The organism is Paenibacillus sp. PK1-4R, assembly GCF_030369595.1.
Lineage (GTDB): Bacteria > Bacillota > Bacilli > Paenibacillales > Paenibacillaceae > Paenibacillus.
The window spans coordinates 5,490,996-5,517,921 of sequence record NZ_CP126535.1; the positions used below are offsets into that span (position 1 = coordinate 5,490,996).

The 26,926-nt window shown below is 47.1% G+C and carries 20 protein-coding genes and 1 other annotated feature; all 20 genes read right to left on the reverse strand.

What is annotated here, in order from left to right:
- Nucleotides 1-40: 40 nt before the first annotated feature.
- The 20 genes from QNO02_RS23900 to QNO02_RS23995 all read right to left on the reverse strand — a co-directional run bounded on the left by QNO02_RS23900 (nt 41) and on the right by QNO02_RS23995 (nt 26,870).
- On the reverse strand, nt 41-2,707 hold the full coding sequence (locus QNO02_RS23900; protein WP_289390244.1) for a valine--tRNA ligase: 2,667 nt from the start codon (nt 2,705-2,707) through the stop codon (nt 41-43).
- A gap of 61 nt (nt 2,708-2,768) precedes the next feature.
- Nucleotides 2,769-3,050: a binding site (T-box leader), on the reverse strand.
- Nucleotides 3,051-3,205: 155 nt separating this feature from the next.
- The gene (locus QNO02_RS23905) at nt 3,206-4,792 is read right to left on the reverse strand and encodes a LysM peptidoglycan-binding domain-containing protein (RefSeq protein WP_289390245.1); all 1,587 of its coding nucleotides are present in this window, start codon (nt 4,790-4,792) and stop codon (nt 3,206-3,208) included.
- Between the two features lie 367 nt (nt 4,793-5,159).
- Nucleotides 5,160-6,065, reverse strand: a complete 906-nt coding sequence (locus QNO02_RS23910; protein WP_249912914.1) for an RluA family pseudouridine synthase — start codon at nt 6,063-6,065, stop codon at nt 5,160-5,162.
- A complete protein-coding gene (hemL, locus tag QNO02_RS23915) occupies nt 6,062-7,366 on the reverse strand; it encodes a glutamate-1-semialdehyde 2,1-aminomutase (protein ID WP_249912913.1) in 1,305 nt (434 codons plus the stop codon). The genes QNO02_RS23910 and hemL overlap by 4 nt, the downstream gene beginning before the upstream one ends.
- 26 nt (nt 7,367-7,392) lie before the next feature.
- Entirely contained in the window at nt 7,393-8,394 is a 1,002-nt protein-coding gene (gene hemB / locus QNO02_RS23920) for a porphobilinogen synthase (RefSeq protein ID WP_091037572.1), read from the reverse strand.
- Between the two features lie 102 nt (nt 8,395-8,496).
- On the reverse strand, nt 8,497-10,059 hold the full coding sequence (gene cobA, locus QNO02_RS23925; protein ID WP_249912912.1) for a uroporphyrinogen-III C-methyltransferase: 1,563 nt from the start codon (nt 10,057-10,059) through the stop codon (nt 8,497-8,499).
- A 4-nt stretch (nt 10,060-10,063) separates the two neighbouring features.
- Nucleotides 10,064-11,020, reverse strand: a complete 957-nt coding sequence (hemC, locus tag QNO02_RS23930) for a hydroxymethylbilane synthase (RefSeq protein ID WP_249912911.1) — start codon at nt 11,018-11,020, stop codon at nt 10,064-10,066.
- 2 nt (nt 11,021-11,022) lie between these two features.
- A complete protein-coding gene (locus QNO02_RS23935) occupies nt 11,023-11,673 on the reverse strand; it encodes a precorrin-2 dehydrogenase/sirohydrochlorin ferrochelatase family protein (RefSeq protein WP_289390246.1) in 651 nt (216 codons plus the stop codon).
- Nucleotides 11,674-11,678: 5 nt separating this feature from the next.
- Nucleotides 11,679-12,506 carry a cytochrome c biogenesis protein CcsA gene (ccsA, locus tag QNO02_RS23940; protein WP_371129100.1) on the reverse strand — a complete coding sequence of 276 codons (828 nt, stop codon included), beginning with the start codon at nt 12,504-12,506 and terminating at the stop codon, nt 11,679-11,681.
- 14 nt (nt 12,507-12,520) lie between these two features.
- The gene (gene hemA / locus QNO02_RS23945; RefSeq protein WP_091037583.1) at nt 12,521-13,906 is read right to left on the reverse strand and encodes a glutamyl-tRNA reductase; all 1,386 of its coding nucleotides are present in this window, start codon (nt 13,904-13,906) and stop codon (nt 12,521-12,523) included.
- A 342-nt stretch (nt 13,907-14,248) separates the two neighbouring features.
- Entirely contained in the window at nt 14,249-14,650 is a 402-nt protein-coding gene (gene speD, locus QNO02_RS23950) for an adenosylmethionine decarboxylase (RefSeq protein WP_036673526.1), read from the reverse strand.
- Nucleotides 14,651-14,984: 334 nt separating this feature from the next.
- Entirely contained in the window at nt 14,985-15,572 is a 588-nt protein-coding gene (locus QNO02_RS23955) for a hypothetical protein (protein ID WP_036605891.1), read from the reverse strand.
- Between the two features lie 267 nt (nt 15,573-15,839).
- Entirely contained in the window at nt 15,840-16,496 is a 657-nt protein-coding gene (gene yihA, locus QNO02_RS23960; RefSeq protein ID WP_091037586.1) for a ribosome biogenesis GTP-binding protein YihA/YsxC, read from the reverse strand.
- Nucleotides 16,497-16,652: 156 nt separating this feature from the next.
- The gene (lon, locus tag QNO02_RS23965) at nt 16,653-18,992 is read right to left on the reverse strand and encodes an endopeptidase La (protein WP_091037589.1); all 2,340 of its coding nucleotides are present in this window, start codon (nt 18,990-18,992) and stop codon (nt 16,653-16,655) included.
- 86 nt (nt 18,993-19,078) lie between these two features.
- The gene (lonB, locus tag QNO02_RS23970) at nt 19,079-20,833 is read right to left on the reverse strand and encodes an ATP-dependent protease LonB (protein ID WP_133387115.1); all 1,755 of its coding nucleotides are present in this window, start codon (nt 20,831-20,833) and stop codon (nt 19,079-19,081) included.
- A gap of 167 nt (nt 20,834-21,000) precedes the next feature.
- Nucleotides 21,001-22,098 carry a flavodoxin-dependent (E)-4-hydroxy-3-methylbut-2-enyl-diphosphate synthase gene (ispG, locus tag QNO02_RS23975; RefSeq protein ID WP_076216934.1) on the reverse strand — a complete coding sequence of 366 codons (1,098 nt, stop codon included), beginning with the start codon at nt 22,096-22,098 and terminating at the stop codon, nt 21,001-21,003.
- Nucleotides 22,099-22,219: 121 nt separating this feature from the next.
- A complete protein-coding gene (gene clpX / locus QNO02_RS23980) occupies nt 22,220-23,473 on the reverse strand; it encodes an ATP-dependent protease ATP-binding subunit ClpX (protein WP_036605887.1) in 1,254 nt (417 codons plus the stop codon).
- A 12-nt stretch (nt 23,474-23,485) separates the two neighbouring features.
- Entirely contained in the window at nt 23,486-24,076 is a 591-nt protein-coding gene (clpP, locus tag QNO02_RS23985) for an ATP-dependent Clp endopeptidase proteolytic subunit ClpP (RefSeq protein ID WP_036605886.1), read from the reverse strand.
- Between the two features lie 379 nt (nt 24,077-24,455).
- A complete protein-coding gene (gene tig, locus QNO02_RS23990) occupies nt 24,456-25,796 on the reverse strand; it encodes a trigger factor (RefSeq protein ID WP_091037594.1) in 1,341 nt (446 codons plus the stop codon).
- 138 nt (nt 25,797-25,934) lie between these two features.
- Nucleotides 25,935-26,870 (reverse strand): hypothetical protein, encoded by a 936-nt coding sequence (locus QNO02_RS23995; protein WP_434060091.1) that lies wholly within the window; start codon nt 26,868-26,870, stop codon nt 25,935-25,937.
- Between the last annotated feature and the right edge of the window lie 56 nt (nt 26,871-26,926).

A 26,926-nucleotide genomic window follows, 5' to 3' on the forward strand; every position in this document is an offset into this window, starting at 1 on the left:
GGCCGGATGGCATAATCGCTCTCCATCCGACCCAAATATATTAACCTTTAAGTTCCTTGATTCGTGCAATCACTTTATCCCGTTTATCGGAATAATCTGCTTGCTTGGCGCGCTCTTCCTCAATAACTTTGGCAGGAGCTTTGGCAACAAAGCCTTCGTTCGCCAGCTTTTTCTCTACACGGAGAACTTCGCCCTCAAGGTTCTCCAACTCTTTCTCCAAACGAGCCACTTCCTGCTCGATATCAATGAGACCTGCGAGCGGCAAGTATAGTTCTGCCCCCGTAATGATCGCAGTCATTGCCTTATCCGGTGAGTTTAGATCCAGCCCACTATCGAACTCGGACGTATTACAGAAACGTTTGATGTAGTGACTGTTACGCGCAATGATGCTGGACGTCTCAGCACTATTTGCTTTGACCATCAACTCGATCTTTTTGCTCATCGGCACGTTCACTTCTGCACGAATGTTTCGAACTGCACGAATGGTATCCATGAGCAGGTTCATCTCGGCAACAGCCTCTGGGTTCTCAAGAGCAGGATCATATACCGGCCACGCTGCCAGCGTAATGGTCTCACCTTCATGTGGGAGATGCTGCCAGATCTCTTCGGAGATGTATGGCATAAACGGATGAATCAGGCGCATCGTCTGATCCAGAACATAAGCAAGTACTGATTGTGTTTTCTTCTTGGCAACCGGATCTTCCCCATAGAAGGACAGCTTAGCAAACTCAATGTACCAGTCACACAGGTCATCCCAGATAAAGTTATACAACACACGACCCGTTTCCCCAAATTCATACGCTTCGATTAGACGCGTAATATCGCGGGAAGTTTCGTTCAGACGGTGCAAAATCCAATAATCCGCTGTACCAAGCTCTCCGCTAATGTCACGTTCCTCATAAGTGAATCCTTCCAGATTCATCAATGCAAAGCGCGAAGCATTCCAGATCTTGTTGGCGAAATTCCGAGCCTGTTCCACCCGTTCCCAACGGAAACGGAGATCCTGACCTGGCGTGCTGCTGGTTGAGATCATGTAACGCATTGCATCTGCGCCGTATTTCTCAATCACATCCAGCGGATCTACACCGTTGCCCAGTGATTTGGACATTTTGCGTCCATCTGCATCACGAACAAGACCATGCATCAGCACATCCTTGAACGGAATCTCATCGGTGAATTCCAATGCAGTGAAAATCATACGTGCAACCCAGAAATATATGATGTCATACCCTGTCACAAGTACACTTGTCGGATAATAACGTTTCAGGTCTTCCGTATCTTCCGGCCAGCCTAGTGTGGAGAATGGCCATAAGCCGGAGCTAAACCAAGTATCGAGTACGTCTTCGTCCTGTCTGAGCTTGCGTCCAGCATACTCTGGCAGCGTTGTTGGATCTTCAGCAGATACAATGATTTCACCCGTTTCTTCATCATACCAAGCAGGAATACGATGTCCCCACCACAGTTGACGGGAAATACACCAGTCACGAACGTTTTCGATCCAGTTCAGATAGGTTTTCTCAAAACGATCTGGAACAAAATTAACTCCTTCACCACTCTGTTGTTTCTTAATCGCTCTCTCTGCAAGTGGCTTCATCTCAACGAACCACTGTGTAGACAGATACGGCTCAACAACAGCTCCGGTACGCTCACTGTGTCCAACCTGATGCGTGTGATCCTCGATATTGATCAATACGCCCTGCTCTTTCAAGTCAGCAACAATCTGCTTGCGGCAGTCACTGCGATCCAGTCCCTGATACTTGCCAGCCTCAGCATTCATTGTGCCGCTCTCATCCATTACCGTAATTTGAGGCAGATCATGACGAAGACCTACTTCAAAGTCATTTGGATCATGCGCAGGCGTGATTTTAACTGCACCACTTCCAAACTCTTTATCCACATAATCATCAGCGATAATTGGAATTTCTCGTCCAATGATAGGCAGTACAAGTACTTTACCAATCATATCTGCATAGCGCTCATCCTTCGGATGAACAGCAACCGCTGTATCACCCAGCATCGTTTCAGGACGTGTTGTTGCCACTGTAACGTAGCCACTTCCGTCTTTGAGCGGGTAACGCAGATGGTACAAGTGACCCTGAACCTCTTTATATTCAACCTCAATGTCGGACAGAGCTGTCCGGTTCACCGGGTCCCAGTTAATGATGCGTTTGCCTCGGTAAATAAGGCCTTTTTCATACAGTTGAACAAATACTTTGCGAACCGCTTGGGACAGACCTTCATCCAGCGTAAAACGTTCACGTGAGTAATCAAGCGACAATCCCATTTTGCCCCATTGTTGACGAATGGTAGTGGCATATTGATCTTTCCAGTCCCATACCTTTTCCAAAAACTTCTCGCGTCCCAGATCATAACGAGTCAGACCTTCTTCACGCAGCTTCTGCTCCACTTTGGTTTGGGTAGCAATACCTGCATGGTCGGAACCCGGAAGCCACAGTCCGTCGTAACCTTGCATCCGTTTGGTACGGATCAGAATATCCTGCAGTGTAAAATCGAGCGCATGCCCAATGTGCAGCATCCCGGTTACATTCGGGGGTGGAATTACAATCGTATACGGCTCGGCATCCTTACGTTGACCGGCTTTGAAATATCCGCGCTCCATCCAGGTGGAGTACCATTTGTCCTCTGCCGCCTTAGGATCATAAGTGGTCGGCATTTCTGTTGCAGCTGATTTTTTTTCCTCAGACATGTGTCATTCCTCCGTTACTTCATCATCTTCGCCAAAAAAAACAAAAAAAACCTTTCATCCATCAAAGGACGAAAGGTTAGCTTTCGCGGTACCACCTTTGTTTCACGCCTACAGCAAGATAGACTTCACCCTCTGTACATGACGTGACACTTCAAGCAGATAACGGCTGCTACCGGCCCATCCTACCTCAGAAATAAATGACGATAGATCTCATTCATCTCTTGTATTCAAACAGGCAACTCCCGGGCGACTTCGATCAGTTGGTTCCTGCGGAATCTCACAGCGCTGCAATTCCACTCTCTGAAAGGTCATACTGTCTACTACTCCCGTTCCACGTTGTTCTTCAAAAAACCTACACACATCATACCTTGCTCGTGCGCGATAGTCAACCTGACAACAGCGGATAAAGAGCGCTGGAATGCAGGTTTAGGGCGAATTATGCAAAAACCCGCAATCCTCAAGGGGATCACGGGTTGTCACGAAGGCTTTAACTACGGATTAAGGGATGTACAATATCTGACCTTCTTCCACAACTTGTTCAGATAATCGGTTATACAACTGAAGTTCCCTCGTGCTCAATTGATATCGATCTGCAATGGCATCCAGTGTGTCTTCTCGCTGAACGATGCACAGTTTCACCTTGCGGAATGGGGTCTGGTCGACAATCGTTCCCAGGAACAGGTTCTTCCATTCCCCATCATCAGCTGGATATGTTTCTTCCTGTACCACACCCGCAGGAACCTCATCGCCTCGCTCCACTTCAGCATCGCGTGCCGCTCTGCCCGAGGATAACAAGGAAGAGATACCTACGCCCTCTTCTTGCCGTGGTGCGGATTCTTTTTTGCTGCCAAAAGCAACCTTCAGCTCCGGCTTGTCTTCCGTCTCAGCCACAGGTTCAGGAACAAATGCTTCGTTCTGTACGAACTCGTCTACCCCAGTCGCTTCAAAAGACGGTCGGTCTTCCTCAGCGTTGCCTGGTGGTTCAGACGAAGCAAATACACCTTGCCAGTTCTCCGCCTGTGATTCGCTCGGGACATCGGCAACTGCCTGATTCTCCTGCTGAGGTACAGATCTCGCTGATTCGAAGTGCCATACCTCTGGTGCGTCCGGTACATCCGGTGCTGCCAACTCATTAGATGATTGAGCAGTAGGCTCTGTGACTGCTTGATCTGCACTTCTCGAGTTCGCAGGCAATGCATCCACGGAAGGCTCGGACCAACCCGAAGACTCATCTTCCAGAGGCAGCAATGGTTCCGACTCAGGGTAAGAAGCTAACCGATCTGCGGTCTCAGCCATAAATGACGAGATCGGAGAAGGTTCGCTGTATTGCTCATGAGATGCCAATTCATCCCCATTCTCTGTCAGAGAGGCGGGATCTTCGTTTACATCAGGTTGTCTGTTTTCGTTAGCGTACTCCGCACTTTGCTCCTCAGATTGAATTGGCTCGGCCGATGACGAATCCGCATATTCTTGCTGCCATTCTTCGCTATTCCTTAATGTCTCTTCCCTTGTAGACAGGTCAGCGAATTCCGGGGCACCATATGCAAGTTCTGCTGCATTCGCAAGTCTCTCTTCCTCACTCCGCTGGAGCAGGTACTCTTGTGCAAATGTGTTGGGGTCGCTGCCTGTCTGTGCTGCTTCATCGGAACGGTTGGATTGCTGAGCATCAGGTGAATGAACAACTGTAAACTCATCTGCTGACCACACTTGTGGCTCTTCAACAGGAAACCCCTCGATGCCTCGCAGCGACAATACGCCTGTAATGTTCAGACTGCGATTGGATAACAGATCCACGTCAAAATTTTCGATCTCGATGGAAATATCCTCAATCGATCTGACCCGGTTCAGCGGCACTGTGATCTCCACGGGAATAAAATGTTTGAGCTCCTCTGAAGCCTCATTTTCTCCTCTGTACGCACCTGTAAGTAAAAGATGTCCTCTTAACGTGGCATGATCATCCTGCCCTATGACTTGAATGCGCGGGTAAAGTTCAATCTCCTCCAATTCCTCAATCGCAGGGACTCCCTCAGACAAATGAACGCGCTCATAAATATCGAACCGTAAACCATAAGGTTGATTCAACAAAGGTGGCGTCCTCCTTTCGGCATATGTTCACCATGATCCTTCTCATGGGACTGATCCATGGTCCAAATCCTTCGTTACCCCATCTATATGCCTTGAATGAGAGGAGCATGCCACCTTTTGAAAAACCTTGCTATATATGTTCAACTCATGGTTATTTACACTGTCACTCCAATGACAGAACAACCCTCTGATCGCTGTTATCCCCAGATTTTTTTCATTCCTTTTTATAAAAGGGAAAATCCGGGGATAGCTTATGCTTCCGAAGCAGCTTTCTTTCAGAAAGCTTTTAGGCGAACGCTTTGCTTCTTCTGGTTGTTTCTATCCTTTCCGTTTTCGTGTAAATAGTTAGTCGAACTTAAATAGTGTATTAGTAAGCCACCTCACGCTCTGCCAATTGTGTGAAATCGGATGGCCAAGGGTCGCTCACTTCAATCATCGCTCCGGTTAACGGATGACTAAACCTAAGCATCTCTCCGTGAAGTGCTTGTCGCCCAATGGCATCCGCTCTACCTCCATACAACGCATCACCAATGAGCGGGTGTCCCGCGTAGCTCAGGTGTACACGAATTTGGTGTGTACGTCCTGTATCCAGCTTTAATCGTACAAGGGTTGCTCGTTCCCACACTTCGACGATCTCCACATGAGTAACAGCTTCCTGTCCACCTTCCGAGACACGCCTGCGCTGTTTGTGATGTCTGTCCTTGCCAATCGGAGCATCAATTTTGTGGAGTTCAAGGGGGATTTGTCCACCTGCAATGGCTACATAATGACGGCCAATCTCTTTGCGACGCATCGCTTCATCCAGTTTGGCGAGGGCAAAAGCATTTTTGGCATATAGGACAGGTCCCGTTGTATCCTCATCCAGTCGATGAACATGGCGTACACTCGCCTGTATTCCGTTCATTTCATAATAGGAGGCAACCACATGATCCAGCGTGATGGCCTGATCAGCACGGCTTCCATCTGGATGCAGTTTCATGCCTGCCGGTTTGTGCATAACCAGACAGAAATCATCCTCAAACAATACATCCACATCAGCCCAGCGTGGCTCAACATCGATTGGCTGGGACGCAAAAAGGGCCAGCCGAAGCCGGTCCCCTGCAAGTTGTATTCCTTGGTTTGATTTCAGCTGACGAAGCAGTTTCTCCGGAAACTGAAGCTCAGACAATAGCCATTGCTCTGCAGCCATCGGTTTGTCTGAACTGCCTGTTACGGCTTTCCCTGGCATCAGCTCAAGCCATTCCCCGCGGCGTTTCCAACTTTTGATGGTCATAGCGATTGAAGAGCTTTACGATTCGCCTCAATCGTATCGTCAATATCCTGCTCTGTATGCACACCAGAGACAAACATACCTTCGTATTGCGAAGGAGCAACACTCACACCTTGATCAATCATGGCCGCAAAATAACGACGGAATTGATCCAGATTGCTTTCTTTGGCAATATCATAATTAGTTACGGGAACGGCACTGAAGAATGGACAAACCATGGAACCCACACGGTTGATGGTTATCGCAACACCCGTCTCAGCTGCATTTTTCTCGAATCCGGCTTGCAGACGTGCAGACAATGTCTCCAGACGGTCATAGACCTCTGGTGTTAACAATTTGAGCGTCGTATATCCTGCGGCCATAGCCAGCGGGTTCCCACTAAGTGTACCCGCCTGATAGATCGGTCCTGTTGGAGCAATCTGTTCCATCAGATCGCGACGGCCACCATAAGCACCAACCGGGAGTCCGCCACCGATCACTTTACCCAGACAAGTCAGGTCAGGTGTAACCCCATACCGTCCCTGAGCACAGTTCAACCCTACGCGGAAACCGGTCATGACTTCGTCAAAAATAAGCAGGCTGCCATATTGGGTCGTCAAACTGCGCAGGCCTTCAAGGAAACCGGAAGCCGGAGGTACAACCCCCATGTTACCTGCCACAGGTTCCACAATAACAGCGGCCAGTTCTTCACCATAACGTTCAAAAGCAAGCTTAACGGATTGCAGATCGTTGTAAGGTACCGTAATTGTATTCACAGCTACACCTTCAGGTACACCTGGACTATCCGGTAGACCCAGTGTTGCAACACCTGAACCCGCCTTGATCAGCAAGCTGTCGGCATGTCCATGATATGATCCTTCAAACTTCAGAATTTTACTACGTCCGGTTACTCCGCGTGCCAGTCGAATGGCACTCATCGTTGCTTCCGTACCGGAATTAACCATCCGCACGATATCGATAGAAGGTACACGCTCACAGACGAGTTTTGCCATCTCGGTCTCCAGCAAGGTAGGCGCACCAAAACTTGTTCCTTTGAGGGCTGTCTCACGCAAAGCTTCTACAACGTCAGGGTGTGCATGTCCCATAATGAGTGGGCCCCACGATCCCACATAGTCAATAAAAACATTGCCATCAATATCGTAGATTTTGGACCCTTCGCCGCGTTCTGCATAGATCGGAGTAAGTCCCACCGATTTGAATGCGCGTACAGGGCTGTTCACACCCCCGGGTATGTACTGCTTCGCTTCCTCAAACGCGCTGCGTGAGCGCTCATCATTTCGACGATTACCTTGTTGTGCAGTCATGAATATCCTCCTTAATGTAATTTATTTTATTTCTCAGCCAACCAGCGTGAAGCGTCTTTTCCGTAGTAGGTAATGATCATATCTGCACCTGCGCGTTTCATGCTGAGCAGGATTTCCATGGCGACTTTTTTCTCATCGATCCAGCCTTGAATCGCCGCCGCCTTCACCATGGCATACTCGCCACTTACATTATAGGCAACAAGCGGAAGATCAAATTGATCCTTGATGGTGCGCATAACATCCAGATAGGAAAGGGATGGTTTTACCATCAACATGTCCGCTCCTTCGAGCACATCCGTCTCTGCTTCACGCAAGGCTTCACGCGCGTTCGCCGGGTCCATCTGATACGACTTGCGGTCTCCGAATTGTGGCGTGGAATCTGCCGCCTCGCGGAATGGGCCATAGAATGCAGATGCATATTTAACAGAGTAAGACATAATCGGAATGTGACTGAATCCATTCTCATCCAGCCCGGCACGGATCGCTTGTACAAATCCATCCATCATGTTGGATGGTGCAATAATGTCCGCTCCTGCTTTGGCTTGTGACACTGCAGTTTGCACGAGCAGATCCAATGATTCGTCATTTAATACATCTCCGCAGATATGGCCGTCAATCTCCACGGTGTGTACCATACCGCAGTGACCGTGATCCGTGAATTCACACAGACAAGTATCCGCAACAACCAGCAGTTCTGGATACCAGGATTTGATCAATCTCGTCGCTTCCTGCACGATGCCATCTTCAGCGAAGCCAGATGAACCCACACTGTCCTTGGTCTCCGGAATACCGAACAATAACACGGCTGGAATTCCCAGCTCGGCAATTTCCGTTACTTCCTCCTGAAGACGATCCAGCGAAAAGCGGAATACGCCAGGCATGGATTTAATTTCAGATTTTACATTTTCTCCATACGTAACATAGATTGGTTGAATAAAATCATCCACGGTCAGATGGGTCTCTCTAACCATATTGCGAATACCTGCGGATTGACGTAAACGGCGATGCCGTACAATTGGAAAACTCATACGAGTAAAACCTCCCTGAAAGTTAAATAGAGCAAAAAGGGAAGCGCGCTGGTATCCTATCGAATTCAGCACGCTTCATATGTTGACATGATTACATGTGTATTAATTTCGAAGAGCACCTTCTTTGGTGCCTGACCGTTTCCAGTCGCATAGCACTGTGATCAAGCTATCCATCGTTGCTTCCTCTGCCATCAGTGTAACCTTTAGTCCAGCGGCTTCTGCCGTCTTCGCTGTAACAGGTCCGATACACGCAACCTCCACATCTTTTAATAAAGGCAGTGGATCTTGCAACCCCATACGTTTCAACATACTCATGAAGTTGGTAACTGTGGACGAACTTGTAAAGGTCACCGCATGAATACCACCTTCTTCAAGCAGCTTGAGCAGTTCATCATCATTCTCACCAGCGAGGATCGTATCGTAGGTGATGGCTTCGGTGACCTGAAGTCCTCGTTCTCTCAACTGATCACGTAACCATGTACGTGCAAGATCACCGTGCGGAAGCAATACTCTCTGACCTTCCTTCAATTCGCTTTCAAAAGCCTCAAGCATACCTTCGGCCTGGAAAGGACCTTTGACAACCTCTGCAACGATGCCATGTTTGCGCAAAGCATCTGCCGTGGAAGGTCCTACGGCGGCAATTCTCGCTTGATGAATCGAGCGAATATCCTTGCCTTCCTGTTCCAGATGGCGGAAGAAAAACTCCACGCCGTTCACACTTGTGAAAAACACCCAGTCATAGGTATTTAAAGCACTGAAGGCGTCTTTGACACTTTGCTGCGCAGATTCACTGGACGGCATGACCGTCTCAATAACCGGAAACTCATACGGTTCCCCGCCGAGTTCCTCAATGCGATTCACCAGTTCACTCGCCTGACTGCGAGCACGGGTTACCAGAATTCGTTTGCCAAACAGCGGCAGCGCTTCTGCCCATTTCAATTGTTCCCTTTGATTGACGACATCCCCCACCACAATAACAGCTGGTGGTTGGAAATTGGCTGCGATCACTTTCGCTTCTATATCCTCAAGGGTACCTGTAATGGTATCCTGTTCCGCTCGTGTTCCCCAACGAATCAGAGCGACCGGTGTTTGCGCTGGACGACCATGACGAATCAATTGTTCGCTGATATATCCAATTTTGGCAACCCCCATCATAAATACCAGTGTACCCGTTGCATTCGTCACTTTATCCCAATGGATACTGCGATCAAGCTTGTCCGGACTCTCGTGCCCCGTAATAATAGAGATGGAAGATGCATAGTCACGGTGAGTCACAGGAATTCCGGCATACGCAGGTACACTTATTGCAGCGGTTACCCCAGGCACAATCTCAAACGGAATCCCGTTTTTGTACAGCAAACCTGCCTCTTCGCCCACGCGTCCAAAGATCGTTGGATCCCCACCCTTAAGCCGAACCACAACCTTGCCTTCAAGAGCCAGATCAACCAACAGTTGATTGATCTCTTCCTGTTTCATCGTATGCCGATCCGGGCGCTTGCCCACGTAAATCTTGACTGCGCCGGGTTTCATTTGTTTCAACAATCTCGGACTTGCCAAACGATCATAGACTACAGCATCGGCTTTACCGATGGATTCCCACCCTTTTACCGTAATCAGCTTTGCATCCCCAGGACCTGCTCCTACCAAAAAGACCTTTCCCACCATGTCTTCATCCCCTAACTTCTGCCAGTATCTGCTCTGCTCCCCGTTCAATCAATCTCCAAGCCACTTCTTCTCCCAGACGAACCGGGTCCTTGCCGATCATAGCTTCCTTAAGAATCAGTCCACCATCCGGCGTGCCGACCATACCTGTTAATTGTAACGTGTTTTCACCATTCAGGGAATCCGCATCTTCCTGAGGCAGCCATACCGCATGAGCACCAATTGGAACCTGACAGCCCCCATTCAATACACTGAGAAAACGGCGTTCCGCCTGTACAGGAAATGCTGTCTCCGGATCGTTATACAGCTGCAGCAAGTGCAATAGTTCCTCATCGTCTTCACGACATTCGATACCAAGCGCGCCTTGACCCACTGCCGGAAGGCAAGCTGTTTCCGTCAGGTATTCTGTGATCCGGTCTTCCCAGCCCATACGGTACAATCCTGCAGCTGCCAGAATAATCGCATCGAATCCTTCGGTCTCCAGCTTCCGCAGACGGGAATCAATATTGCCGCGAATCGATTCCAATTGCAAATCTGGACGATAGGCCTTTAATTGACTCGACCGGCGCAGACTGCTTGTTCCGACTCTAGCTCCTTCTGGCAGTTGATCCAGAGTAAGTCCACCATTGGAGATCAGCGCATCCCGTGGATCTGCACGACGGGGAATAGCGCCATTGATTAATCCTTCGGGTAACTCGGAGGGCATATCTTTCATGCTATGCACAGCCATATCAATCGTACGATCAAGCATCGCCTGTTCAATCTCTTTGACAAACAAACCTTTGCCTCCGACTTTTGACAACGTTACATCCAGAATGAGATCTCCCTTGGTAACAATCTTATGTACTTCAAAGTCAAAAGCTAATCCTTCCCGCTCACAAATATCACGTAAATCCTGAATGACATGGCCTGTCTGGGTTAGCGCAAGCGCGCTCTGTCTACTTCCAACTTTAATTGTACGCATATCTACACTTCCTCCTGATTACGGGATATCCAGTCCCCGATTTCTTCTTCGGTCCACCAACGAAAATGGCCTGTACGAATATCTTCTAATATGTGCATTTCAGTTAATTGCCGAAGCAACGCATTTCTGAGACTTGAACATGATACGCGTGACTTCACCTCGGTCCTCATCTGGTGCAAAAACTCAAGGTACGTCTCATACTCATCACCGAACTGTCGTTCGAGTGTGGCACGTATCTCCGCAGCTGCTGCCGGTCCCGCTCCTGCTGTGGATATCGCTATGCTTAATCTCCCGCGCCTTACCACGCTTGGTGTGATAAAGCTGCTGTGCTTCGAAGACATTGCGTCATTCACCAATATGCCCGCAGCCTCAGCATCCCGAACCACAGTTGAATTGACCTCTGAATGGTCAGTCGCTGCATATACGAGAAAGGCCCCCCGCAAATCTCCATTGCGGTAGGACCGGTCTATCCATTGAATTCGGGATTCATGATGCAGTTGTTTTAATACGGGAGTAAGCTCCGGACTAATGACCGTAATCTGTGCCTCAGCATGCAGCAATCCCTTAATTTTACGTTCGGAAACACGTCCACCACCAACCACGCAGCACTTCTTGCCTGAAGTATTCACAAATATCGGCGTGTAACGGTCCATCCCCTTCACTCTCCCGTCCAACGATGAAACGCTGAATACGCATTGGATAAAAAACTTATAATGACAAATCCATACCCGATCAGTGTCCATCTTGCCATGATAATTGTAGAGAACTGTTTCCTTCTCTTGGATACGAAGTAACCCACATAGATGGCTATAGCAAGACCTGTCGAAATAACTTTGAGATCCAAGAGTAGAATCCAGCGTCTTTCCGCCACAATGGATAATACGGCAAGCATCACAGAAACACCAAGGAGCGGTGTTCCTATCAACGTAGCACCATCCATATACTTACCGATCACTTCCAGGCTTGGCAGCCGTCGCATCGTATCATTCCACTTTTTCTTCTTCAACTTACGGTGCAAGAACAGATATAACAAGGCAAATACCGTAGCAACGGTTAACGCCGCAAAACCAAGATTCGCCAAGGTAATATGCATAATGAGTAATCCATGTACCGTTTGCCAGTTATGCAGTGATATCTCTCCGGCCGTAAACCATAGTCGGTTTAATACCGTAACGGAAAAACCTACAACATTCAGCAACAAAATCACAAATTCGGAACGCTGAATGCGAGTCATGACAAGAGACATCAGCACAATACTGAATGAAAATATAAACAAAAAATCAAAGGTGGTGTAGATGGGGAAATGGCCTTCAGTCCACATGCGCAATATGACATGCGTCACCTGCAGTCCCCAAACAACGACAAGAAACCCTGTGCCTGTCCGCTTCGCCCCCGCATTGCGTCGAATGCAGTCCGAGAAATAGAACAGTAGGCTCAGGGCATACATATAGATTAGAGCTTCATAGACTTGTTCAGCAAGGGTCAAGCTGCCCACCCGCCTTATACGCCTGCCGGAGCATAAGCCGGCACGGGGTCTTGCCGGTTTTCGTTAAGGTGAGCAGCTGGTTTCGCCAGAGCTGTAGCATCACTCTGACTCACTTTTTCAGCGGCCACCTCTACTGCATCTTCCAGAGCGAAGATCTGAGTAAACATGCGCAGAGCTTCATCACCTTGCTTCGTGCCTGCCATTTCCTTAATCCGATTAATCGGATCTGTCGTCATTTGGTTCACAATACTCTTGGTCAAACGACGAATGACTTTACGTTGATGTTCATCGAGCTCAGGCAGTTTATTAAACAGGCTATCCATCGTTTCTTCATGAATGGAGACACCTTTTTCCTGCAAAGCGCGAATAACGGGACGAACACCCAGCGTTTTGAGCCAATGGTAATAATCCTCCATCTCAAGCTCGATCATTCTCTCAATCTTGGCAGCTTCCACCTTACGCATCTCCAGGTTGCTCTCCACGATTCCTTCCAGATCATCAATGTCATAGAGAAATACATTGGATAATTCACCAATCGCCGGATCAATATCGCGTGGAACCGCAATATCAATCAGGAACAATGGACGAGATTGACGACGCTTCATGCTCTCCCGTACCACTGCTGCATCCATGACATAACGTTCAGCTCCAGTGGAACTAATCACAATATCAACTTCATTAAGTCGATTTAATGCCTGTTCCATCGTACAAGGTGTACCCCGGAACTTGGCTGCCAATTCTTCTGCTCTTGCAAGCGTACGATTCGCCACGATGACCTCGGATGCCCCGTTGGCATAGAGATGTTTCACGGTTAGTTCACTCATCTTGCCGGCACCCAGAATGAGCACCTTCTTGTCTGTGAACATGCCAAAAATCCTCTTACCGAGTTCAACAGCAGCATAACTGACAGATACGGCGCTTTCCCCAATGGAAGTCTCCGAATGTGCCCGTTTGCCCAATGTAACTGCCTGCTTAAATAACTTATTAAACCATGTACCTGTTGATTTCTCTTCCTGCGCTTTAAGAAAAGCCTGTTTCACCTGTCCAAGAATCTGAGTCTCACCAATGACCATGGAATCTAGTCCGCAGATGACACGGAACAAATGGCGCATGGCTTGATCATCTTCATATATATATAAGTGTTGCGTAAATTCTTCCCGTGGTACATTAAACCATTGTTCCATGAATGTTCGAATAAAATAACCACACATGTGAAGACGGTCCACCACAACATACAACTCGGTACGGTTACATGTGGCTACGATTACACCTTCCAATACACTCTTGGTCAGCTTGAGCTGCTGCAGCGCTTCAGACAAGTCCTTTTCTGCAAATGTGAATCGTTCCCTAACCTCTACAGGCGCCGTGCGATAATTCAAACCAACGACAACGATGTGCATTGCAAGTTCACCTGCCTAATAAATTTCCAATCAAAGTGCTTACTGCATATGTCTATCCATTTATGATTGACATGGTTAATTATATCACACATCATAGCCGTGACCGGGTCCTTTTTATGAAATGTTTATGAAATCACCATGTTCATCATCATATGCACTGTCATTTATTGTAGTGTCTCACCAAAGTTCACCGTTATGCGTTAAAAAGTGTCGATTATGAATATTCATAACGATACGCATATTAAAACAAATAGCCATGGAATTATTCCATGACTATTAGAGTTTGGGAGGTTATGTGTCCATCCCGATATGTGAACATTGTGTATGCAATATACTTTTTATTTAAACCCGTTCAGTCTGGTTGTTCATGTCTGGTGTTTCAACTTGCAATTCGCCCAAACCACGTACCAACTTCTTTGCATACGTTTTTTCAGGCTTTAATACGGATACCAGGTAGTCAATAGCAAGCTGTGGATCTACAGTCTCCCCACAAGTGTAACAATCAATCGCTGCAAAACCTCTCTCAGGATACGTATGAATGGAGAGATGGCTCTCAGACAATAGTACAAGTACGGTCGCTCCCTGTGGATCAAACTGCTTGGACTGTACGGACATCACTGTCGCGCCACATGCCTCTGCTGCTTCAACCATTTGGGCTTCCAGATACTCTGCATTGTTCAGTAGATTAAAGTCGACACCCCAAGTATCAACAGCAACGTGTCTTCCGAAAGTTGAATATTCCATCCTTCGGTTCCCCCTTCCTAGGAATAAAATGTTTGAAAAATTTCATCCGCTAGGACCTACGTCATTCACTTCCCGAGGGAAAAATCTCTCGCAACATATAATGTCCTGAGTGAATCCTGGTTCCTATATTGTTTTCAACGAGATTAAAAATAACATTGAATCAGAGTGAAATCAACCCTTTTCCAGAAGATTGTAAAATAAATATTTTCTAATCGGAATATTCGATCTCACATTAAAAAATCCCCTGAAACCTCCACATTGGCGAGTGCCACTGCCCGGAAGATACAAGGGAATTCATTACATTCATATACGTTTATAAACATACAACTTTAAGTTAATAAGCTTCAAGCTCAAACAACCGTTTTTGATGACGAGCAAGGGTCTCATCAATCTGATGGAGCTGATCAGCAGTCGCATCTTTTCTAGTGTCCAGCAGTGAATCGATCTCGGCATACACACGGTTGATTTCGCGTTCTACATCTCTTGCCTGGAACAGATGTTGCAATTCAAGCAACGTATTTTTGTATTCATAGATCACTCGGGTGTTCTCCCCGGTTTTCTCCACAATTTTACGGACAGTGCCTTGAGCATAAACATACGTCATGGTGAACCCTTTATAGATCCGATGCACGACCCCGTCACCTTTGAAAGTCACAAAGAGCTTCCGGACAACGTTGGTCAAATGCAGATTCACCAGGCGGCAAGATAACTCACAGATATAAAACCCTTCTATGCGGTCAAAAGGGAAATGCACTTCTTCTCCACTTACATCCCCCAGCACAACCTCCTGACAACCATTGTCCAACACCTTAACCCGATGATGAAGCCTGCCGTCTTCTGTCATGCGCAAAAACTGATGCATCTGGGGTTCTGACAATTTCATAGTGGCCTTAACATACTCTGTGGCTAACCGCTGAGCCATACAAATCCCTCAATTCTTTCCCGATTGTTTTGTCTTCCTGCACATGTAGCAGTCATCTCAAAATTCTTCAGGCCGGCAAGGCCGGTATTTTTGGTACTGTTGGCAATATGCACCTATGCTCATTATACACTACCCTAACACTATTTTTCTCCAGACCCAGATGATGAATTCTCACGAAATTCCATAAAAAACCGGATTAATCTTGATCTCATCTAAGATTCACTTAGCATGCTCACTTTCCTGCACTAAAACGATATACTATCTCGGTTATCCGTTAATTTCGTTGGTTTCTTCCTCATCAGAAGCACCCTCTGCATCCGGCACTGGTGCATACTTATCTATCTGAGCATGGCGGGTTATGATGTCCCATAACTCTTCTTTCCCCAATCCCTCTTCGGATGAAAACGGCACAAACAAATCTCCTGAACGAAGGCCCAGTGATTCCTTAATGACTTTGATGTGTTTGGCTCTGCGTGTTTTTGGAATCTTGTCCATCTTGGTCGCTACGACAACCAGAGGCAATCCGTTATGACGAAGCCACTCATTCATCATCTTGTCATCCTTCGATGGCTCATGTCTCATATCCACCATCTGCATAACCAGTTTCAATTCTTCGCGTCCTAGCAAGTATTTCTCCATCATTTTGCCCCAAGCAAAGCGTTGCTCTTTGGAAACTTTAGCGTAGCCATATCCCGGGAAATCGACGAAGTAGAGATCCTGATTAATTTTATAATAGTTGAGTTGCTGTGTCTTACCCGGTGTTGAGCTCGTCCGAGCCAAATTTTTACGATTGATCAAACGGTTGATCAGGGAAGATTTTCCCACATTGGAGCGTCCCGCCAAAGCAATCTCTGGCAGACCGTCCTCGGGGTATTGTTCAGGCCGAACGGCACTGATAATAAATTCAGATTGATTTACTTTCATATTGTATCTTTCCTCTCTTGAACGCCTGTGCTATGCATCACCTGTTGAAGGTATTATGCCATGGATTGTTCTATCATACCAAAAAAACCGTTCCAGCGGACGCCGAAGCCTCCGCAGAACGGTCTAATCTTCATACGAACCTTTCGGATACGTGGATTACAGGTGAATTCCTGTCTGCTCAACAAGTGCATGCTGCAATACCTGATCCATATGGGCTACAGGGACAAACTCCACATCTTCCTTGATGCTGTCTGGAATGTCACGCAGGTCCCGTTCGTTATCCTTAGGCAATAATATTTTTTTATAGCCGGCACGATGGGCTGCCAGTGATTTCTCTTTCAGACCACCAATCGGCAGCACACGTCCACGCAGTGTTATTTCACCAGTCATCGCGATATCCTTGGACACATGTTTGTTCGTCAAGGCAGAGATTAACGCTGTTGCCATCGTAATCCCGGCAGATGGACCATCCTTCGGAATCGCTCCTTCCGGAACGTGGATATGAATATCGTTTTTCTCATGGAAATCAGGCGAAATTCCAAGCTGTGTAGCTTTGGAACGGGTGTAACTGAATGCGGCTTGTGCCGATTCCTTCATGACATCCCCCAGTTTACCTGTGAGAGTCAATTTACCTGTTCCAGGCACAACAGTCACTTCAATGACAAGTGTATCTCCACCTACTTCAGTCCACGCCAGACCCGTTACGGTACCAATCTGATCTTCCAGTTCGGCCATACCATAACGGAACTTGCCAGGTCCAAGGTAGTCTTTGATCTCATCTGATGAGATGTTAATCTGACCTTCCACACCAGATACGATGTTCTTCGCAGCTTTCCTGCACAACGAAGCCATCTGCTGTTCCAGATTACGTACACCTGACTCCCGTGTATATTCACGAATTACACGCAACAACGCGTCATCCGGGATTTCCAATTGCTCTTCTTCCAGACCATGGTCCTGCTTCTGTTTGGGCAACAAATAGTTTTTCGCAATTTGCAGCTTCTCCAGCTCCGTGTAACCAGGGATGTTGAGCATTTCCATCCGATCCAGCAATGGACGCGGAATATTGTGCACCGTGTTGGCAGTTGTTATAAACATAACGTTGGATAAGTCAAACGGCAATTCTACAAAGTGATCACTAAACGTATTATTCTGTTCCGGATCAAGCACCTCAAGTAACGCTGCGGAAGGATCTCCGCGGAAATCTGAAGCCATCTTATCAATCTCGTCCAGCAGGAATACCGGATTAAGTGAACCCGCCGTTTTCATCCCCTGGATGATACGCCCAGGCATGGCGCCTACATAGGTGCGTCGGTGACCACGAATCTCGGCTTCATCACGCACGCCGCCAAGAGATATTCTTACAAACTCCCGACCCAGCGATCTGGCGATCGAACGGGCAAGTGATGTTTTACCGACCCCTGGAGGTCCAACCAGACAGAGAATTGGCCCTTTGAGCTTCTTGACGAGCTTCTGGACAGCCAGATATTCAAGCACACGCTCTTTGGGTTTTTCCAATCCGTAATGATCTGCATTGAGCACATCTTCGGCTTTTTGGATATCCAGGTCATCCGCTGTCATCTGACTCCAAGGAAGGCCAAGCAGCCAATCCACGTAGTTGCGAATGACTCCGCCCTCGGCTGAACTTGCAGGCATTTTCTCCAGTCGATCAATTTCTTTCTCGACCTTTTCTTTCACCTTGTCCGGCAAGCCGAGTTCTTCCATCTGAGTGCGAAGTTCCTCGACCTCACCCGCACGGCCTTCTTTTTCACCCAGTTCTTTCTGGATCGCTTTCATCTGCTCGCGCAAATAATATTCCTTCTGCGTTTTCTCCATCTGTTTCTTCACACGTTGGCTAATCTTGCGTTCAAGCTCCAGCACCTCGCGCTCATTGTTCAGGATATCCAGCAATTTCTCCAGACGTTCCCGAACGTCGATGGTCTCCAGAATTTCCTGTTTGTCCTTGATCTTCAAGGACAGGTGACTCGTGATGACATCGGCCAGACGCCCTGGTTCTTCGATGTCAGACACCGCTGCGAGTGTCTCTGGTGTCACTTTTTTGGACAGATTAATATAATTCTCGAACTGGTTCAGAACGGTACGCATCAAGGCATCCGTCTCCGGATGGGTATTCTCCTCTTCAGGCAGCTCTTTAGCCAGTACTTCATAATATTCCTCGTTGTCCGTATATTCAATAATTTCAGCCCGTTCCAAGCCTTCCACGAGTACACGAATCGTACCGTTCGGAAGCTTCAGCATCTGTCTGACCTTGGCCACGGTTCCGATTCTGAAAATGTCCTCTTGTGTTGGTTCTTCAATATTTACTTCGGCTTGGGAACATAGGAGAATCAGATGTTCTTCTACCATCGCTTTTTCTAAAGCCTTGACCGATTTCTCCCGGCCCACATCGAGATGCAGTACCATACTCGGGTAGACGAGAAGTCCTCTTAAAGGCAGTAAAGGAAAACGACGACCTTTCGCTTTGCTCGGTCCCATCGCTTTCGCACCTCCAATGGCTCTCAGGTTGTAGTCATTCATTATTCTATCAAATGTTCACATAAAAAACCAATGAAGGGAAGCGCTTAGCAGCTTCCCGAATCTGTAACCTGTCCTGGACGAGGCACGTCCGCACGCAAATAGGAAGCGGATGCTGGTGGAAAAATCTCCGGTGCAGGTGCAACTGTCTCCTCTGCAAGCTTCGTTTGTTCCATCTGTTGTGATTCCGGAACCCAGGCAAACACTTCACGGAATACGTCCTGTACCGTATCTACCGGGATAACGCGCAAGCCATCCAGATTCTCAAAAATGGACTGCCAGTTCTCCGCGGGAATAATAACGGTCTTCGCTCCTGCCTGAAAGGCAGCCTCCACCTTGGCCAGCACGCCACCAATAGGCTTAACCCTACCATGAATACTGATCTCGCCAGTCATCGCTGTCTCATGATCCACAGGGCGTCCCTGAATGGCTGATGTAATGGCAGTCGCCATCGCAATCCCGGCGGATGGACCATCAATAGGCGTCCCACCTGGGAAATTCACGTGTAAATCGTAATCATTCGGACGAATACCCATGGCTTTTAATACGGTTAACACATTTTCAACCGAGCCTTTGGCCATACTTTTTCGCCGGAGTGTACGCGAACCGCCTCCAATCTCTTCCTCATCCACAACGCCTGTAATGTTGATTCGGCCTTGATCTTTAAGAGCCGGAACAGCAGACACTTCGATCTCCAAAATGGTTCCCATATTCGGTCCGTATACGGCCAAGCCGTTAACAAACCCCACCTGCGGCTGTGTAGGGACCTTCCGATCAGGCCGTGGCTGAATCTGGCTGCTACCCGCCACCCACTCCACATCAGACGCCTGAAGCGTCTCACGCTTCTCTGTCAGCGCAAGTCCAGCAGCCAGCTGGATGATATTGACCGCTTCACGTCCATTGGTTGCATATCGCTTGACCACATCAACGGCATCCGGACATGGACTGAACCCTATTTTCTGAACAGCATCCTCTGCAATTCGCCCAATCTCCTCAGGCAACAAAGGACGGAAATAAACTTCCATGCAGCGTGAACGCAAAGCTGGTGGCAGTTCATGAGGCGAACGTGTCGTCGCTCCAACAAGGCGGAAATCGGCCGGCAGCCCATTTTGAAAAATATCGTGGATATAAGCAGGAGTATGCGTGTCTTCCGAGTTATAGTACGCACTCTCCAAAAACACCTTGCGATCCTCCAACACTTTCAACAGCTTATTCATCTGAATCGAATGTAATTCACCAATTTCATCAATAAAAAGCATTCCCCCATGCGCTTTCGTCACAGCGCCTGGTTTTGGTTGGGGAATACCAGCAACGCCCATAGCTCCTGCTCCCTGATATATCGGATCATGAACCGAGCCAATTAAGGGGTCCGCAATACCACGTTCATCAAAACGGGCTGTTGTTGCATCCAGCTCCGTGAATTTGGCGTCTGGCTTGAAAGGAGAAGATGGATTCTTCTTGGCCTCTTCCAACACAACCCTTGCGGCAGCTGTCTTCCCGACTCCGGGAGGGCCATAAATGATAACATGTTGCGGATTCGCACTGCATAATGCAGCTTTAAGGGCACGTAGCCCGTCTTTTTGCCCAACAATATCGTTAATGGTAGCTGGACGCGTCTTCTCCGACAGCGGCTTGGTGAGTGAGATCGAACGCAGCTTGCGCAGCTTCTCCAGTTCCTTGCGAGATTCACGCTCAACGGCACTGCGGTTCGTTTTCTGGCCACGCAGCAGGTTCCAGAAATACAAACCAATCACCACTCCAAAAAATAACTGAATCAACATGATGACCATACCAAATTCCATGTCTTCACATCCTCCTATTTTGTCGCTATTCTCATATGAGATCATGCTAATACTTGGTAGTATAGCCTTTTCGACGCGACGTAAACGGGCGATGCGGAATTTGTATGCGAGAAAATAAAAAGCCCGCCATAACTGGCGAGCTTTTGTTGTAACAAGATATGAATCAATCAGTGCGAACGACCAGGAATAACACCTGTCTCTTCGTAGGCTTCGACGATTTTGTCGATCTCTTTTTTTAATTCCTCAACCATGATTTCTTCAGGCACTTTACGGATCATCTTGCCGTGACGGAACAAGAGACCTTCTCCACGAGCACCGGCAATCCCGATATCCGCTTCTTTGGCCTCACCTGGACCATTAACCGCACAACCCAACACCGATACTTTAATCGGTACCTTCAGTTTGGAGATATACTCTTCCACTTCGTTGGCAATGGAGAACAGGTCGATATCCAAACGTCCACACGTTGGGCAGGAGATCAATGTGGCTGCATTTGTAATGAGTCCAAATGTTTTGAGCAGATCACGAGCAACCTTGATTTCTTCTACCGGGTCCGCACTCAGTGAGATCCGCATCGTTGAACCAATACCCATCGACAACAAGGCTCCCATACCTGCGGAGCTTTTGATCGTACCGGAGAACAGTGTACCTGCTTCGGTAATCCCGAGATGCAACGGATACGGAATGATTTGAGCTGCTTTGGTATATGCCTCAATCGCCATCGGCACATCCGATGCTTTGAGAGACACGATGATATCATGGAAATCAAGCTCTTCCAAAATACCAATGTGATACAATGCACTTTCTACCATAGCATCTGCCGTAGGATACCCATACTTCTCAAGGAGATGGTTTTCCAAAGACCCCGCATTTACTCCAATCCGAATCGGAATGCCGCGGTCTTTACAAGCCTTAACCACTTCTTCCACTTTTGCACGTTTACCGATGTTACCTGGATTAATCCGAACTTTATCGATGCCGTTTTCAATCGCAAGTAAAGCCAACTTATAGTTGAAATGAATGTCCGCTACGAGCGGTATATGAATGCGTTTTTTAATTTCCTTGATGGCTGCGGCAGCTTCCTCATTATTCACCGTTACACGTACCACTTGACAGCCCGCTTCTTCCAGTCGCAGAATCTCTGCAACCGTGGCTTCAACGTCTGCCGTTTTGGTTGTACACATACTTTGGATAATGACTTCGTTACTGCCACCGATCGTTACGTTTCCCACTTTCACGGGACGTGTATCCTGTCTTAAATACATGAGTGATTTCTCTCCCCACAACGTCAAAGCTCCACCCTGACAGAGACATGAATTCGCCTTCTGCCAAAGTGGAGAACTGACAAGTCTATATTTCAGAGTTCAACGGGATTCAGGCCTTTTATTAGGCACTCTCTTCCTGCTTATCGTCCTTCGATTGGCTTAGTTCAGGCACGACTCTTTTCTCAACAACTTCTTCGGTAATGACACAGTTCGTAACATCTTCACGTGAAGGCACTTCATACATGATTTCCAGCATGATACCTTCAATGATGGCACGCAATCCACGTGCACCTGTGTTACGCTTAATTGCTTCTTTTGCAATCGCGAGCAATGCAGCTGGTTCAAATACCAGATTCACATTATCCAGCTCAAGCAGTTTTTGGTACTGTTTGGTAAGCGCGTTTTTTGGTTCGGAAAGAATCCGTACCAGCGTATCTTCATCCAGCGGCTCCAAAGTGGAGATGACTGGCAGACGGCCTACAAATTCTGGAATCAGACCAAATTTCAGCAAATCTTCCGGCAATACCATACCCAGGTATTCACCTGGTTTCAGATCTTTTTGCTCAGAAACGGTATTGAAGCCAATGACTTTTTTACCGATCCGGCGTTTGATCATTTGCTCCAGACCATCAAAGGCACCGCCGCAAATGAACAGGATGTTCGTTGTATCGATCTGAATGAATTCTTGATGAGGGTGTTTACGACCACCTTGCGGTGGTACAGAAGCCACAGTTCCTTCAAGAATTTTCAAGAGAGCCTGTTGCACACCTTCGCCCGATACATCACGAGTAATGGATGGGTTTTCGGATTTACGCGCTACTTTATCAATCTCATCGATATAAATAATGCCACGCTCTGCTTTTTCCACATCATAATCAGCAGCTTGAATCAGTTTGAGCAGGATGTTCTCTACATCCTCACCTACATAACCCGCTTCTGTTAATGACGTAGCATCCGCAATAGCAAAAGGAACATTCAAAATTTTCGCCATCGTTTGCGCAAGCAACGTTTTACCAGAACCTGTTGGTCCTAACAGCAAAATGTTACTCTTTGACAATTCAACGTCTTCAATTTTGCTTTGTGTGTTGATCCGTTTGTAGTGATTATACACGGCAACAGACAATGATTTTTTCGCTTGTTCCTGTCCAATAACATATTGATCCAGAATATTACGAATTTCTTTTGGTTTCGGAATATCTTTCAGGTCTACTTCTTCATCATGACCAAGTTCTTCCTCAACGATTTCGGTGCAAAGTTCGATACATTCATCACAAATGTACACGCCTGGTCCAGCGACCAACTTGCGTACCTGCTCCTGAGATTTACCGCAAAAAGAGCATTTCAATTGCCCTTTCTCATCGTTAAATTTAAACATGAAACCACCCCTTTAGGAATTGATCGGTCTACTGAGCACCTGGTCAATAATGCCGTACGTCTTAGCTTCTTCAGCGCTCATGAAGAAGTCACGGTCGGTATCCCGCTCAATTTTCTCAAGAGGCTGACCCGTACGATCGACGTATATTTGATTCAGTTTCTGACGTGTTTTAATAATCCATTCTGCGTGTATCTTAATATCCGCAGCCTGTCCTTGAATGCCGCCAAGCGGCTGATGAATCATTACTTCGCTGTTTGTCAGCGCATATCTCTTGCCAGGTGCACCGGCTGTCAGCAATAACGAGCCCATGCTTGCTGCCATCCCTACGCAAATGGTAGATACATCCGGCTTGATAAATTGCATCGTATCGTATATACCCATCCCTGCGGTGACAGAACCACCAGGTGAGTTAATGTACAAGCTGATATCCTTCTCAGGATCGTCGGCTGCCAAAAACAAAAGCTGTGCTATGACAAGATTGGCTACATCGTCATCAATCGCACTGGTTAGAAAGATAATGCGATCTTTCAGCAAACGTGAATATATATCGTAAGACCGCTCGCCTCGATTGGTTTGTTCTATAACCATTGGCACCAGACTCATGAGACCAACCTCTTTTCTACATGTAATTAGACATAGGCCACCTGTAAAGCAAACCCAAATTCATTCTAACACTTTCCTGTGACAATGTCATTTTTCACAAGAGGGGTCAGACATCCGTTTGTTTACTTTTTTAGCCTGATCATATTTAACCATGTTTTCTATGTATGTGCAAATTGAAGCCATCCTATGCCGTCTTGCCGTTTTTTATTTGCATGAAGTACATAGGTATGTAAAAAGTGTACACGGATCAATAAAATTAGTGTTCATCCATATAATTACTTCATTTTCTATAAAATGGATGTCATAATTTAAAAATAAGGCACGCAATAATTCACGTGCCTTATCGTTTATTCAACTGACAAGTTGATAACAGCTTGTCTTATTTTTCGTCAGCTTCTGCAACAACTTCTTCAGCTGGAGCTTCAACTGGTTCAACAACTGTGCTGTTCTCAACAAGAACGTCAATCGTTTTGCGCAGTTTAACTTCATCGCGAAGGCTGTCCAGGGAACCATTACCTTCGAGGATGCCACGGATCTCATCAGCAGGACGCTTGTAAGATTCAGCCATTTTCTCCAGTTCTTGATTCACTTCTTCGTCAGATACTTCAATGTTTTCCGCTTTACCTACAGCTTCCAGCACCAGGTTGTTGCGAACACGTTTGGAAGCATCTTCTTGCATTTGTCCTCTCAGGTCAGCTTGAGTCTGGCCAGAGAAGCTCAGGAACATTTCAAGGTTCATACCTTGGTTACGCAGACGGTTGTCGAAATCACGCATCATGTTTTGTACTTCGCTCTCAACCATTGCAGCAGGAATGTCCACTTCAGCGTTCTCAGCCACTTTTTCTACAACTGCATTTTCTTGTGCAGCTTTGGCTTCGTCAGCTTTACGGGATTCCAATTGTGTTTTCAGGTCAGCTTTGTACTCTTCCAGTGTATCGAATTCACTAACATCTTTAGCAAACTCATCATCCAATGCAGGAAGTTGTTTGCGTTTGATTTCGTGAATTTTCACTTTGAATACCGCTTGTTTGCCAGCAAGTTCTGCTGCATGGTAGCTCTCTGGGAAAGTCACTTCTACGTCTTTGAAGTCGCCTGTGGAAAGACCCACAACTTGTTCTTCAAATCCAGGAATGAATGTGTTGGAACCCAGTTCCAGGGAATAACGCTCAGCTTGTCCACCTTCGAAAGGTACACCATCAACGGAACCGTCGAAGTCGATTACTGCAACGTCGCCGTTAGCAGCGGAACCTTCGTCGATTACAACGAGTTCAGCGTGACGTTGTTGAAGGCGCTCAAGTTCTTCAGCCACTTCTGCGTCAGTTACTTCACCTTTTGCTACAGCAACTTCGATTCCTTTGTACTCACCAAGAGTAACTTCAGGTTTCACAGTTACTTTTGCTTTAAACTTGAATGTTTGTCCTTTAGCGAATTGTTCAACATCTACGTCAGGACGATCAACCGGGAAAATATCCGTTTGGTCGATTGCTTCTGTATAAGCTTCAGGAAGCAAAATGTCGATTGCTTCTTGATAAAGGCTCTCTACACCAAAACGTGCTTCGAAGATGGAACGTGGTACTTTACCTTTACGGAATCCAGGTACGTTTGCTTGTTTAACCACTTTATTAAAAGCTTTGTCGAGTGCTGCAGTTACACGATCTGCATCCACTTCAACCTCAAGAACCCCAAGGTTCTTCTCTATCTTTTCCCAAGTTGCTTTCATTGTATACTTTCCCCTCCAAAATTCACATGTTCACGTAGGCAATCACGTACAAAATAACCATTTTAGTATAAACAAGATTAGATTCTTTTTCAAGGGGAATCCCTTGATACGGTTTAAGGAAAACGTTTCCGGCCTCGATTAACCGTCCAAACCGGCAGATACAAACTGTTTCATGGAACGATAAGCCTGCTCCAGTCGAAAGCGCATCGCGCCTGTCACAGCATACATTGAGCGGGTATTTTCCTCATCATGAGAACCACCCAGACTGTCTGCAACGGTCATATGTAGAGCTGCTGCCCATATATCTGTCATGGAATCATTTTCTTCCAGCATCGATACATAATCACGGGTTCCATACACCGCCATGACATATTGTATCCACAGTTCCTGGGCAAAATAAAAGAGCGTAGGTTCATGAACCTCCGTCTGATCTGCCACTCGTTCCAGAATCTGAACGATTTGGATTGGGAATTCCTCTGGTCTAAGAGGCACGGTGTCGATCTCGACTTCAACCTGCTCTTCGCCTCTCGTAAACAGGATCATACCTTGAACACCTCGGCGACGCAAGGTTTGCAGCACCCGGAATTGAAGCAGAGGGTGAAGCGACTTATCTTTTAACCAACTCGTAAGTGCCTCGTCAATCTTCGGCAGATCAAGATAGGCAAGCTGCTCCAAAGCCAGCATCGTCTGTTCAGACAGCGGCTCCTCCATTACTGTGCGAAGCATCTTATCTGCATAGCCATCATCCTGCTCAAGCTTCATTCGGGCATGCTGCCGTGCCATGTCCTCCTCACTAATCTCTTCTTCCTCTTCTCGTTCTTCAAGAACGGCAGGCGAGGTTTCTTCATATTGAGGAAACGCAGCCTGAAGCCATTCAAGCAGGGCCCGCCATTCATCATAGTGGCGCTCTTCCTGTCCCTGACATTGCAGCAAAAAGTGAAGCAATTTCATCGCTTCACCATACCGTTCATTTTCAAGCATAACTGTCAATTGAATCTGGTAATAGTCCAGCGTCTTAGGAAACAGCACAATATTGTTGTTATGCTCGGTTTCCGGGGTCGTGGATTCCTTAATGGGAGCACCTCCTCTATATCCTGAATATCCAGTTGGAATCAACCTAAATAGATGTA

Coding starts and splice junctions, on each gene's coding strand:
- hemL (WP_249912913.1), bottom strand. CDS start 7,366: ATGACTGCACAACAAGGTAATCGTCGAAATGATGAGCGCTCACGCAGC.
- hemC (WP_249912911.1), bottom strand. CDS start 11,020: ATGCGTACAATTAAAGTTGGAAGTAGACAGAGCGCGCTTGCGCTAACC.
- lonB (WP_133387115.1), bottom strand. CDS start 20,833: ATGGAATTTGGTATGGTCATCATGTTGATTCAGTTATTTTTTGGAGTG.
- ispG (WP_076216934.1), bottom strand. CDS start 22,098: ATGTATTTAAGACAGGATACACGTCCCGTGAAAGTGGGAAACGTAACG.
- tig (WP_091037594.1), bottom strand. CDS start 25,796: ATGAAAGCAACTTGGGAAAAGATAGAGAAGAACCTTGGGGTTCTTGAG.
- hemB (WP_091037572.1), bottom strand. CDS start 8,394: ATGAGTTTTCCAATTGTACGGCATCGCCGTTTACGTCAATCCGCAGGT.
- yihA (WP_091037586.1), bottom strand. CDS start 16,496: ATGAAAGTAAATCAATCTGAATTTATTATCAGTGCCGTTCGGCCTGAA.
- QNO02_RS23955 (WP_036605891.1), bottom strand. CDS start 15,572: ATGGCTCAGCGGTTAGCCACAGAGTATGTTAAGGCCACTATGAAATTG.
- clpX (WP_036605887.1), bottom strand. CDS start 23,473: ATGTTTAAATTTAACGATGAGAAAGGGCAATTGAAATGCTCTTTTTGC.
- hemA (WP_091037583.1), bottom strand. CDS start 13,906: ATGCACATCGTTGTCGTTGGTTTGAATTATCGCACGGCGCCTGTAGAG.
- QNO02_RS23900 (WP_289390244.1), bottom strand. CDS start 2,707: ATGTCTGAGGAAAAAAAATCAGCTGCAACAGAAATGCCGACCACTTAT.
- clpP (WP_036605886.1), bottom strand. CDS start 24,076: ATGAGTCTGGTGCCAATGGTTATAGAACAAACCAATCGAGGCGAGCGG.
- QNO02_RS23910 (WP_249912914.1), bottom strand. CDS start 6,065: ATGACCATCAAAAGTTGGAAACGCCGCGGGGAATGGCTTGAGCTGATG.
- cobA (WP_249912912.1), bottom strand. CDS start 10,059: ATGGTGGGAAAGGTCTTTTTGGTAGGAGCAGGTCCTGGGGATGCAAAG.
- lon (WP_091037589.1), bottom strand. CDS start 18,992: ATGGGACCGAGCAAAGCGAAAGGTCGTCGTTTTCCTTTACTGCCTTTA.
- QNO02_RS23935 (WP_289390246.1), bottom strand. CDS start 11,673: ATGGACCGTTACACGCCGATATTTGTGAATACTTCAGGCAAGAAGTGC.
- speD (WP_036673526.1), bottom strand. CDS start 14,650: ATGGAATATTCAACTTTCGGAAGACACGTTGCTGTTGATACTTGGGGT.